This window comes from Microlunatus spumicola, from assembly GCF_039536445.1.
Lineage (GTDB): Bacteria > Actinomycetota > Actinomycetes > Propionibacteriales > Propionibacteriaceae > Microlunatus > Microlunatus spumicola.
The window spans coordinates 563,369-575,443 of record NZ_BAAAYR010000002.1 but is presented as its reverse complement, the minus strand read 5'-3'; the positions used below and the strand labels follow the sequence as shown (position 1 = coordinate 575,443).

General features: G+C 72.4%; 8 protein-coding genes and 1 tRNA gene. 3 read left to right on the top strand and 6 right to left on the bottom strand.

All coding sequences use genetic code 11. The annotated features are described in order from the left end of the window. Window positions 1-47: 47 nt before the first annotated feature. Together ABD665_RS11650 and ABD665_RS11645 are read right to left on the bottom strand one after the other, a co-directional pair. A complete protein-coding gene (locus ABD665_RS11650) occupies window positions 48-1,286 on the bottom strand; it encodes an NAD(P)-binding domain-containing protein (protein ID WP_344742422.1) in 1,239 nt (412 codons plus the stop codon). A 2-nt stretch (window positions 1,287-1,288) separates the two neighbouring features. Further along, the gene (locus tag ABD665_RS11645; protein ID WP_204910513.1) at window positions 1,289-1,855 is read right to left on the bottom strand and encodes an OsmC family protein; all 567 of its coding nucleotides are present in this window, start codon (window positions 1,853-1,855) and stop codon (window positions 1,289-1,291) included. A gap of 81 nt (window positions 1,856-1,936) precedes the next feature. Between ABD665_RS11645 and metX the strand changes: the two genes are divergently transcribed. From metX to ABD665_RS11630, 3 genes are read left to right on the top strand one after another with little or no spacing between them, the layout of a single operon-like run. After that, entirely contained in the window at window positions 1,937-3,424 is a 1,488-nt protein-coding gene (metX, locus tag ABD665_RS11640) for a homoserine O-acetyltransferase MetX (RefSeq protein WP_344742390.1), read from the top strand. After that, on the top strand, window positions 3,421-4,761 hold the full coding sequence (locus tag ABD665_RS11635; protein ID WP_204910515.1) for an aminotransferase class I/II-fold pyridoxal phosphate-dependent enzyme: 1,341 nt from the start codon (window positions 3,421-3,423) through the stop codon (window positions 4,759-4,761). Before metX ends, ABD665_RS11635 begins: the two co-directional genes overlap by 4 nt. Further along, window positions 4,758-5,267 carry a CoA-binding protein gene (locus ABD665_RS11630; protein WP_204910516.1) on the top strand — a complete coding sequence of 170 codons (510 nt, stop codon included), beginning with the start codon at window positions 4,758-4,760 and terminating at the stop codon, window positions 5,265-5,267. The genes ABD665_RS11635 and ABD665_RS11630 overlap by 4 nt, the downstream gene beginning before the upstream one ends. 22 nt (window positions 5,268-5,289) lie before the next feature. Here the strand turns inward: ABD665_RS11630 and ABD665_RS11625 are convergent, their stop codons facing one another. The 4 genes from ABD665_RS11625 to gyrA form a co-directional block, all read right to left on the bottom strand. Then, window positions 5,290-6,777, bottom strand: a complete 1,488-nt coding sequence (locus tag ABD665_RS11625; protein ID WP_204910517.1) for a fibronectin type III domain-containing protein — start codon at window positions 6,775-6,777, stop codon at window positions 5,290-5,292. 261 nt (window positions 6,778-7,038) lie between these two features. Then, window positions 7,039-7,112 (bottom strand) — tRNA-Ile (locus ABD665_RS11620). Window positions 7,113-7,195: 83 nt separating this feature from the next. Further along, window positions 7,196-8,851, bottom strand: a complete 1,656-nt coding sequence (locus tag ABD665_RS11615) for a DUF3566 domain-containing protein (RefSeq protein WP_204910518.1) — start codon at window positions 8,849-8,851, stop codon at window positions 7,196-7,198. 264 nt (window positions 8,852-9,115) lie between these two features. Continuing rightward, window positions 9,116-11,785: a DNA gyrase subunit A gene (gene gyrA / locus ABD665_RS11610; protein ID WP_204910519.1), complete on the bottom strand. Its 2,670-nt coding sequence runs from the start codon at window positions 11,783-11,785 to the stop codon at window positions 9,116-9,118. Between the last annotated feature and the right edge of the window lie 290 nt (window positions 11,786-12,075).

The window sequence follows — 12,075 nt, the reverse complement described above, 5'->3', positions numbered from 1 at the left end:
GCCCGTTACGTGGCGACGGGACGTCCGCCGAGGGCCCTCCGGAACCGTCAGCGCGGGGCCGACAGGTGCCCGGCGAGGTGCTCGACCACCGCACGGGCGTCGTCGTCGACGCCGTGCAGGAAGGTCGAACGGCGACGCCGCAGGACCGGCAGGCCGAGGGCGTACAACCCCGGGCTGTCCACGACCCCGCCGTCGTGGCGGAGGCGGCCCTTGCCGTCGAGGACGTCGACGTCGAGCCAGGAGTAGTCGGCGCGCCCGCCCGTGGCCCACAGGACCGTGCTGATCTCGCCGCTGCCCAGGTCGAGCTGCCAGCGCGGGGTGCCGGGCACGCGGGTCGGCGGGAAGCGCTCCGGCTGGCCGACCTCCGCGTCCCGACCGGAGGCCGTCGCGTACGCGTCGAAGGAGTCGAGCAGCCGCTCGAGCTTGAGGTCGGCGAGGGAGAAGACGTTCTTCAGCCCGCCCGAGAAGAGGGCCTTCCCGTCCCGCACCATCGCCAGGCGCCCGACCAGCTCGACCCCGAGCTCGGAGAGGGCGTTGAGGTCGAGCGTCGCGCGGGCCGCCGTGCCCACGAGCTGCGGTGACGGGAGCCGACGGGCCCGGTCGAGGTCGTCGAAGGAGTCGTAGCGCTCGTCCCACACGCCGCTCGCGTCCATCCACCACAGCACGTCGCGCCCGCGGTAGGTCCGCGGCATCCGGACGTGCTCGCCCACCGCCAGCGTCACCGGCCGTCCGGACCGGACCAGCTCGGCCGCGAGCTGCACGCCCGAGGCCGAGGCGCCGACGACGAGGACGCCGCCCTCGGGCAGGGAGGCCGGGTTCCGGTAGCCGAACGCCGTGGCCTGGTGCACCGACGACGGCACGCCCGCGCTGACGGCCGGCACGGCGGGGCGGTTGAACGCGCCGCTCGCCACGACGACGGTGCGCGCGTCGATCTCCCCGTCGCTCGTCGCCACCCGGTAACCCGCGTCCGTGCGCCGGACCGAGGTGACCGCGGTCTGTGTCCGGACGGGGGCCTCGGACACCTTCGCGAACCGCTCGACGAGGTCGACCACCTCGCTCATGGCGAGGTAGCCGTCCGGGTCCGGACCGTCGTACGGCAGCCCGGGCAGCCGGTTCAGCCAGTTGGGCGTGAGCAGGCGCAGCGAGTCCCAGCGCTCGGTGCGCCAGGACTGGCCGACGTCGCCGCGCTCGAGGACCACGTGGTCGATCGAGCGCGCGCTGAGGTGGTGGCTCGCCGCCAGGCCGGCGTGGCCAGCGCCGACGACGAGCGCTTCGGTCTTCTCGATGGTCAGGCGACCTCGACGGTCACGTTGGTCGGGTTGGTCAGCGCGTCGAAGACGGCCGAGCGCTTCTGCGACTGGGCGACGAGGGCCTCGATCTCCTGCTTCGACGCGTCGGCGTCGATGTGGAAGGTGACCTTGACGTCGTTGAAGCCGTTGCGGACGTCCGGGTCGGCGCCGAGGATCCCGCGGATGTCGTGCTCGCCCTCGACGGTCGCCTCGACCGAGCGCAGCTGGATCCCGCGGTTCTGCGCGACGGAGGCGACGCCGGCGGTGAGGCAGCCGGCCAGGCCGACGAGCAGGAACTCGATCGGCGTGATGCCGTTGTCCGGGGCCGCGAAGACCTCCGGGTGGTCGATGTCGAACGTCGTCTTCGTCTTGTGGTGCTGCTCCTGGCCGAGCCCGAAGTAGTTCTCGATGCTCGACGTGCTGTGCACCCCGTGCGTCCAGGTCGACGTCGCGCGCCAGGTGAACTGCGCCGCCTCGGGCGCACCCTTGAGCACCTCGCGCGCCCCGAGCAGCGCCTCTACGTTGACGCCGTTGTCGGCCGTCCTGCTCTCGTCCGTCACCGTCATGGTTCCCCCTCGATGTGAGCCCGCACATTCCCCAGCGGGATGGTCGACAATACCGCCGTCCGGAGCGGATACGCTCCCGGAATGGCGTCGAAGCGTGCCGTCAGCACGGCGGGGAACGTCGGCACCGTCGAGACGCAGCAGCTCGAGCTGCCGGACCCCCTGCCCCTCGACTGCGGGCGGACCCTCACGGGGGTGCGCGTCGCGTACGAGACCTACGGGACCCTCGCCCCGGCCCGGGACAACGTGATCCTCGTCTGCCACGCCCTGAGCGGTGACGCCCACGCGGCCGGCGAGGCCCCGGCGGGTGCGGTCGAGGGCACCCGGGACGGGTTCGCGGCCGAGGAGCGCGACGGCGCCCGCGGCAAGTCGCTGGGCTGGTGGGACGGCATGATCGGGCCCGGCAAGGCCTTCGACACCGACCGCTTCTTCGTCGTCTCCACGAACCTCCTGGGCGGCTGCAAGGGCACCACCGGACCCTCGTCGACCGACCCGGCGACGGGGCGGGCGTACGGGTCGGACTTCCCGGTCGTGACCGTCGCCGACATGGTCCGTACGCAGCGCGCGTTCCTCGACGTCCTCGGCATCGAGCGCCTCGCCGCGGTCGCCGGCGGCTCGCTCGGCGGGATGCAGGCGCTCGAGTGGGGCGTGACCCACCCCGACCAGGTGGACGCGGTCATCGCGATCGCCAGCACGCACGCGCTCGCGCCGCAGGGCATGGCCTGGAACGCGATCGCCCGCGAGTCGATCCTGCGCGACCCCGACTGGCAGGGCGGGCACTACCACGGCACCGGCCGCGCCCCCGACGCCGGCATGGGCGTCGCCCGGATGGTCGGGCACGTGACCTACCTGTCGGCGCCGGCCCTGGGCGACAAGTTCGGCCGGCGGCTGCAGACCGGGACCGAGGTGCGCTACACGGTCACCGAGCCCGAGTACGAGGTGGAGAGCTACCTGCGCCACCAGGCCGACTCGTTCGTCCGCCGCTTCGACGCGAACACCTACCTCTACACGTCCCGCGCGCTGACCTACTTCGACCTCGCGCGGGACCACGGCGACGGCGACCTGCGGCGGGCGCTGGCGTCGGTGACCGGACGTACGCTGCTGATCGCGTTCAGCTCCGACTGGCTCTACCCGCCGGACGCGTCGAGGGAGATCCACGAGGCCCTCCTCGCCGACGGCAGGCCGAGCGAGCTCCACGTGATCGACGCGCCGTACGGGCACGACTGCTTCCTCCTGGAGGAGGCCCGGCAGACGCCGATCATCCGCGACTTCCTGGGCGGGTTCCGCGAGCGCCAGCGGGTGGAACCCAGCGGGGGGCGAGGGGGGTCGTCCCCCCTCACGACAGACGGGTTCCGCGAGCGCCAGCGGGTGGAACCCACCGGGGGGCGAGGGGGGTCGTCCCCCCTCACGACAGACGGGTTCCGTGAGCGCCAGCGAGTGGAACCCACCGGGGGGCGAGGGGGGTCGTCCCCCCTCACGACAGACGGGTTCCGCGAGCGCCAGCGAGTGGAACCCACCGGGGGGCGAGGGGGGTCGTCCCCCCTCACGACAGAGGAAGAGGGGACAGCATGAGCACAGACGGCCAGGACCGGATCGAGGCCGAGCACGCGTTCGGCTTCGACACCCGGCAGCTCCACGCCGGCCAGCGGCCCGACCCGAACACCGGCGCCCGAGCGGTGCCGATCTTCCAGACGACGAGCTACGTGTTCGAGGACCCGGAGTCGGCGGCGGCCTACTTCAACCTGCAGGAGTACGGCAACACGTACTCGCGGATCATGAACCCGACGGTCGCGGTCTTCGAGGAGCGCGTCGCGAACCTCGAGGGCGGCGCCGGGGCGGTGGCCTTCGCCAGCGGGATCGCCGCCCAGCACGCCGCGCTGTTCACGCTGCTGGAGCCGGGCGACCACGTCGTCGCGTCCTCCGCGCTCTACGGCGGTTCGGTGAACCAGTTCAAGCACGTGCTCCGCAAGATGAACGTCGGCGTGACCTGGGTCGACCCCGACGACCTCGACGCCTGGCGGGCGGCCGTGCAGCCGACCACGAAGGTCTTCTACGGCGAGACCGTGGGCAACCCCGGCGGCAACGTCCTCGACATCGAGGCCGTGGCGGCGATCGCGCACGAGCACGAGCTCCCGCTGATGGTCGACAGCACCTTCACCACGCCGTACCTCGTCCGCCCGATCGAGTGGGGCGCCGACATCGTCGTGCATTCCGCGACCAAGTTCATCGGCGGGCACGGCACCTCGCTCGGCGGCGTCGTCGTCGAGGCCGGGACCTTCGACTGGTCCAACGGCCGCTTCCCGGTCGTCGCCGACCCCTCGCCGGCGTACCACGGGCTGCAGTTCCACGAGACGTTCGGGACGTACGGCTACCTGATGAAGCTGCGTGCGGAGACGCTGCGCGACCTCGGCGCCGCGATGACGCCGTTCAACGCCTTCCTCTTCCTCCAGGGCCTCGAGACCCTCTCGCTGCGGATGGACCGGCACGTCGCGAACGCGCTGGCCGTCGCCGAGTTCCTCGAGGGCCACGAGCTGGCGAGCAACGTCCGGCACCCGGCGCTGCACGGCAGCCCGTACCGGCCGCTCGTCGACAAGTACCTGCCGCGCGGGGCCGGGGCGGTGTTCTCGTTCGACTGCGCCGGCGGGCGCGAGGGCGGCCAGGACCTCATTCGGGCGCTGACGCTCTGGTCGCACCTGGCCAACGTGGGCGACGCGAAGAGCCTGGTCATCCATCCGGCCAGCACCACGCACCGTCAGCTGAGCGACGACGAGCTGCGGGCCGGCGGGGTCGGGGCGGGGACCGTCCGGCTCTCCGTCGGCCTCGAGTCGGTCGACGACCTCATCTGGGACCTCGAGCAGGCGTTCGCGCTCGTCGCGGCCGGCCACGCAGCCCCGGCGGTGGCGCGATGACGACGGTCTCCCCCGCTCCCTCCGAGCTCGACCTGAAGCCGTACCAGGACCCCACCGAGATCCAGCGGGTGCTGCACCAGGCGAAGACGATCGCGGTCGTCGGCCTGTCGGCGAACGAGCTGCGCGCCAGCCACTTCGTCGGCTACTACCTGCAGCGGCACGGCTACCGGATGATCCCGGTCAACCCGCGCGAGAACGAGATCCTCGGGCAGCAGAGCTACGCCAGCCTCGCGGACATCCCGGAGCCCGTCGACGTCGTCAACGTGTTCCGTGCGCCCGCGGCCCTGCCGGGGATCGTCGACGAGACGATCGCGATCGGTGCGAAGGCGCTGTGGTGCCAGTTCGGCGTGATCAACGTCGAGGCGGCCCGGAAGGCGACCGACGCCGGCGTGAGCGTGATCATGGACCGGTGCATCAAGGTCGAGCACGCGCGGTTCATCGGCCGCATGCACTGGCTGGGGTTCAACACGCAGCGCATCACCGCGGTCCGCGGCGGGATTCAGTAGGTCCGGAGGCCCGCCCAGGTCCCTACTGGATCGTGGAACCGGTGAAGCTGGGGCTGCCGCTGCCCAGGAAGAAGATGCCGGGGTAGTTCTGGAAGTGCTGGTCGCTCGGGGAGTAGCCGCTGGCCGCGTACGTGTTGTTCCGGCTCACCGACGACTGCACGGAGAGGTGGCCGGTGCGGTCGTTGCTGACGTAGAAGATCGCGCTGCCACCGGCCTTGGCGCTGTTGCGCTCGATCGTGGTGCCCGAGATCTTGAGGTCGTAACTGGTGCCGTCGGTGTAGACGGCGCCCCCGCTGCCGCCGCCGGGGGTCCCGGAGTGCGCCGGGTTGGCGCAGCAGCCGACGGCGCTGTTGTCGCTGATCCGGCTGTTGACGACGGTGATCGGGGTCCGCAACCCGCTGATGGCGCCGCCGTTCGAGCACCGGTTGCCCTGGCCGCTCGTGCCGCCGAAGGTGCTCTGCACGATGGCGACGGGGTCCTGGTTGCGCGCCGCGTAGGACGCGTCGAGGTCGTTCGGCGTCGACGAGTGCTGGGCGAGCACGCGGATCGCGCCGCCGCCGAGGTCGGGCCCGTTGGTCGCGCAGACGTTGCGGACGAAGACGGAGCGGACGACCTTGAGCCGGCCGCCGAGCTGGAAGATTGCCCCGCCGCCGTTCGAGCCCTGGCCGCTGTCGCCGGGCGACACGTACGTCGCGCTCGTGGCGTTGCCGTCGGCGAGGGTGAGGTTCTGGACCGTGACCCGCGGGCCCTGCGGCGCGTAGAGGCAGTTGCCGGACACGCTGCCGAGGGACGTGTCGCAGGTGTCGGTGTAGAGGATCCGCTTCGTGCCGCCCCCGGAGAGCGTGACCAGGCCGCCACCGTCGAGCACCAGCTTCGCCGTGCTGTTCCGCACCTTGATGGTCTGGCTCAGCGTGATCGTCACCGGGCTCGAGCCGCACCTGAACGTGACCACGCCGCCCGCGTTCGCGGCGGCGAGGACGGCGGCCGACGTGCAGCTGGCCGCGGTGCCGGTCCCGACCACCCGGTCCGGCCGACTGACGTCCTCGAGGCCCATGCCGGAGGGCACGGAGGCGGTGCCGGACGGGTTGCCCGGGTTGAAGGTCGTGGCCGTCGGCGTCCTGATCACGACGTCCGCCGAGGCCGCGGTGTTGCCGGCGGCGTCGACCGCCCGGACCTGCAGGTGGTAGCTGGTGCCGGCCCGCAGCCCGCTGAACGTGCGGTTGTGGCCGAGGCTGAGCGTCGTGCTCCGGCTCGTGCTGCTCCCGTACGACGTGGTCGTGCCGTAGCGGACCTGCGACGTGGAGGCCTCGTCCGTCCTCCAGGAGACCGCCGCGCTCGTCGCGCTGGTGGCGCGGGCCACCACGCTGCTGATCACGGGAGCCCGGGTGTCCGCGGCTGCGGCGGCGGGCGCTGCCCCCAGCAGCCCGGCGACGAGCGCCACGGCGGCCAGGAGGGCCACGAGGACCGGGCGCGGCGTGCCCGCGCGCCACGTGGTGTGCAGGGAGGACATGGCGACTCCATCCGTCGGGACGAGGACGGAGCGTGCGCTCGATCCGGCGCCGCTGACCCCTCAGCGGCGGCAGCAGTGTGCCACAGATCTCGGTTTGGTAACGACCGCCGGCGGACCCGTCGTCGGTGCCGAGGAGAGTGCCTTCCGGCGGCCCGTGCTGGCAGCGCTGGGACGCTGCGGACGCGCCAGAGGCCTTGCTCGCGATCAGTCGGCGGCGCCGCGCCACTTCCCACGACGGGGAGGCGGGGGCTCTCGGGAGGGTGGGCCTAAGTGGACTTGAACCACTGACCTCTGCCTTATCAGGGCAGCGCTCTAACCGACTGAGCTATAGGCCCGAGACGTGCCGCGGCGAGCCGCGCACGAGGGACAACGTTAGCCGATCTCGCGGCGCGGCCCAACTCCGGCCGCGCCCACGGGATCAGTCCTCGGCGAGCGTGACCTCGAGGCCACCGAGCACGGTGGCGGCGAGGTTGTAGAGGAACGAGCCGAGCGTCGCGAGCGCGGTGAAGATCAGCACGTCGACCACGGCGATCAGGGCGGCGACGCCGATGATCTTCTGGGTGTTGACGTACTCCTCGATCCGGAACGGCGTGGTGTCGCCCGGTGTCGAGACGACGCTCTTGACCATGTCGTTGACCGCGTCGAAGAGGCCGGACGCGTTCAGCACGGACCACACGCCGTACGTCGCGACGACCAGGATGATGCCGGCCGCGATCGAGAACAGCAGCGCGGTCTTCATGACCGACCACGGGTCGACGCGGGACAGGCGGAGCCGGGCCTTGCGCGTGCGGCGCGCCGCCCCGACCTTCGGCTTGGCGGTCACGAGCGCCTGGGTGGTCGCGGCCGCGGCCGGAGCCGCGGGGCTGACCGCACCGGCCTCGACGGCCGGGATGATCTCGGTGTCCGGGCTGACCGCCGGCACGGGCGAGGACGGCGTGACCCGGCTGTAGGGGCTGACCGGCTGCGGCGCGGTGGTCGGCCCGGTCGGGGACGCCTTCGTCTCGGGCGGAGCCGTGCCGGCGGCGACGCTAGCCGCGACGGCGGCGGCCGCCGCACCCGTCGGGATGCCGGGGCCCGTCTCCGGGACCTGCACGGGCTGGGGCTTGGGCTCCTTGGGCGCGAGGCCGAGGCGGTCACGCCAGGTCAGCGTGCGCTCCTGCGGGGCGGACTCCTCGGTGGCCGGGGCATTCGTCGCGGACTCGGTGCGGCTCTCGGACCCGGTCGCCTCGTCCGTCGGCTTCGTCTCGCTCGTGACGGCAGCAGCACCCGCCGCGGCGACCGCGGAACCCGCCTTCGGGCTCTCGACCGTGGTGGCGGTGGCGTCCTTCGTGGTGGCGTCCTTCGGGACGGCGACCTCCTGGGCGGCGCCCGGCTGCGGGGCCTCCTCGGGTCCCTTGGCCCCACCACGGCTCCGGCGACGGCCGAAGACCGTCCGGCCCTTGTCGGGGGTGCTGGTCTCCTCGGCCGGGGCGGCAGGCGCCTCGGTCGGGGCCGGCACGGCCGGGATCACCGCGGTGTCGTCGGCGGGCGTCGCGGTCGTCCCGCGGTCGGCGGACCCGCGGTCCGGCGTCGCGGCCGTACGGCCGGAGAGGGCCGAACCCCCGCGCACCTTGGAGGCGCTGGCGTTGCGGGCCGCGGCGGCGATGCGGGCGTCGGCGACCTGACGCTCCTGCTGGGACGGCTCGGGCCGCGGCGCGCTGCCGCTGGGGCGCGGTCGCGTGTAGGAGCTGGGACCGGCGACGTGAGACCCGTTGGAGCCGTTGCCGTTGGTGCCGCCGTTGGCGCCGCTGCCGTTGGGGGTGGCGGCACCGGCGCCGTTGGGCGCGGGCGCGTCCGCGCCGGTCTTCGGCGGGGTCCGCGGCGCCTGGGGCGTGCGGTACTGCTGAGGGGTGCTCGGGCCGGCAGCGGTGCGGCCGGTCGCGCCGCGACCGTTGCTCCCGTTGGCCGGGGCCCCGTTGCGTGGGCCGTAGCGGACCGGCGGGACGGCGGGCCGACCGTTGGTCGAGGCCTGTCCGTCGCCGTTCTCCGTACGAGAGTCGGCGTCGGGACCGTGTCCCGGCGTGCCTTCGCTCACGCGAACCATCCTCCTGGGCCTCGCGCACGCCCGTCGGCGTCGTACGAGGTCCGTGTCGTCCGTGGTCCGTCGACCCCTCAGATGAGGCCTGCGGTGACCGGTTCCTGCTGTCCCACCATCGTGGCACGGCGGCGCGGCCGAGGTCTGGCACCGCGCGGCACCCGACCCTGCCGCGCACCCCTGCTGGGGCGCCCGACGCCCTCCATTGTCGGGCACACCCCCAGCAGGTCCAAACAGCGCGGCGCGGGCCGGCTCAGCCCGGGCTCAGTCGATCGAGTCGTCCTCGACCGGGTCCGTGCTCTCCTCCTCGGCCTCCGCCGACTCGCTGCCCCCGTGCGTGGCCGGGCTGACCTCGGCCTCGAGCACCTGGACCGGGACGCCGGACTCGGCGGACTCGCTCACGACGTCCGGGTCACCGGTCTCGGCCTCGACCTCGGCCTCGACCGCCTCGACCTCGGCCTCGGTGACCTCGGGGTAGAGCGCGATGGCCACGACGGAGTCGCCGTCGCGCACGCCGACGAACTTCACGCCCATCGTGTCGCGGCCCTTGACCGGGACCTCGGAGGCCGGGCTCCGGGTGATCTGCCCGCTGGCCTTGAGCGCGATGACCTCGTCGGCCTCGTTCACGACCACGCCGCCGACGATCGAGCCCCGGTCCTCCGCGAGCTTCATCGCCTTGATGCCGAGGCCGCCGCGGCCCTGCTGCCGGTACTCCGACACCGCCGTGCGCTTGGCGAAGCCGCCGTCGGTCACGGTGAACACGAAGCGGTCGTCCTCGGACTCGCCCGTGCGGATGATCGACATCGACAGCAGCTCGTCGCCGTCACGGAACTTCATCCCCGTGACACCCGAGGTCGCGCGGCCCATCGGGCGCAGCTCCTCGTCGTTCGCGGGGAACCGGATGGCCTGGCCCTTGGTCGAGATCAGCAGCACCTCGTCGGTCGGCCCGCACAGGTCGGCGCCGATCAGCTCGTCGTCGTCGTCGCGGAAGTTCACCGCGATGATCCCGGCCTGGCGCGGCGAGTCGTAGAGGCTCAGCTCGGTCTTCTTGACCAGCCCGCGCCGCGTGGCCAGCAGCAGGTACTCCGACGCCTGGTAGTCGCGTACCGCGAGGACCTGGGCGATCTGCTCGTCCGGCAGGAACGACAGCAGCCCGGCCACGTGCCCGCCGCGGGCGTCGCGCCCGGCCTCGGGCAGCATCCACGCCTTCGCCCGGTAGACCCGGCCCTTGTTGGTGAAGAACAGGATCCAGTGGTGCGTCGACGTCACGAACAGGTGGCCGACCTCGTCGTCCGCCCGGAGCGTCGCGCCGCGCACGCCGGTCCCGCCGCGCTTCTGCACGCGGTACTGGTCCGTCGTCGTCCGCTTGGCGTAGCCGCCGCGGCTGATCGTGATGACGACCGGGACGTCGGGGACGAGGTCCTCGTCGGACAGGTCGCCGTCGGCCGCGATGATCTGCGTACGCCGCTCGTCGCCGTAGCGGTCGACGATCTCGGCCAGCTCGTCGCGCACGATGTCGCGCTGGCGCTGCGGCTTGGCCAGGATGTCCTCGAGGTCGGCGATGATCCGCTCGAACTCGGCCAGCTGGTCGACGATCCGCTGACGCTCCAGCTGGGCCAGCCGGCGCAGCTGCATGTCGAGGATCGCGTTGGCCTGCAGGTCGTCGATCTCGAGCAGCGTCTTCAGGCCCTCGCGCGCCTCGTCGGTGCTCGGGCTCCGCCGGATGAGGGCGATGACCTCGTCGAGGGCGTCGAGCGCCTTGACCAGACCGCGGTAGATGTGGGCGCGCGCCTCGGCGTCGTCCAGGCGGTGCTGCGTACGCCGCTGGATGACCTCGATCTGGTGGGCGACCCAGTAGGAGATGAACTGGTCGAGCCGCAGCGTGCGCGGCACGTCGTCGACGAGCGCGAGCATGTTGCAGCCGAAGGTGTCCTGCAGCTGCGTGTGCTTGTAGAGGTTGTTCAGCACGACCCGCGGCTGCGCGTCGCGCTTGAGCACGATGACGAGCTGCTGCCCCGTACGGGCCGAGGTGTTGTCGCGGATGTCCGCGATGCCGTTCAGCTTGCCGGTGTTGACCAGCTCGGCGATCTTGAGCGCGAGGTTGTCTGGGTTGACCATGTGCGGCAGCTCGGTGACGACCAGGTGCGTACGCCCGCCGCGGTCCTCCTCGACGTTGACCACCGCGCGCATGATCACGGAACCGCGACCGGTGCGGTAGGCGTCCTCGATCCCGCGACGGCCGACGATCAGGGCGCCGTTCGGGAAGTCCGGGCCCTTGACCCGCTCGATCGCCGCCTCCAGCAGCTCCTCGGAGGTGGCCTCGGGGTGCTCGAGCGACCACTGCACGGCCGACGCGACCTCGCGCAGGTTGTGCGTGGGGATGTTCGTGGCCATGCCGACGGCGATGCCCGTGCTGCCGTTGACCAGCAGGTTCGGGAAGCGGGCCGGCAGGACGACGGGCTCCTGCTCCTTGCCGTCGTAGTTCGGCTTGAAGTCGACGGTGTTCTCCGCGATGTCGCGGACCATCTCGTTCGCGAGCGGCGCCATCTTGCACTCGGTGTAGCGCATGGCGGCCGCGGGGTCGTTGCCCGGCGAGCCGAAGTTGCCCTGCCCGCTCACCAGCGGGTAGCGCATGACCCACGGCTGCGCGAGGCGCACGAGGGTGTCGTAGATCGCGCCGTCACCGTGCGGGTGGTACTGCCCCATCACCTCGCCGACGACGCGGGCGCACTTGTTCCACCCGCGGTCGGGCCGGTAGCCGCCGTCGTGCATCGCGTACAGGATCCGGCGGTGCACGGGCTTGAGCCCGTCGCGCACGTCCGGCAGCGCCCGCCCGACGATGACGCTCATGGCGTAGTCGAGGTAGGACTTCTGGATCTCGTCCTGCAGGTCCACCGGCTCCCGCCGGTCGGTCACCTGGGGCGTCTCGGTCATTCGCTAGCTCCTGGGGTCGGGACGAGATGTTCTGTTCGTGGGGCGCCCGAAGAACGCTCCCTGAGCCTGTCGAAGGGCCTCGAAGAGGTCGGCGTCCTGCGCGGTGCAGGAGAAAAGCGCAGCAACGGAGCGGGGTGCCCCGCGAGTGCGCACTCGCGCACCGGGTCGCCGGAGTGTCGGGTGCGTAAGTGCACACTCGTGCCCGCAGCAGAGTTGGAGAGCAAGCGGGACGAGCCCAAAAGTCGGGTCGTGGGGCCCCCGTCCGGGTGGGTCGGGCGTTTGCCGCCGGA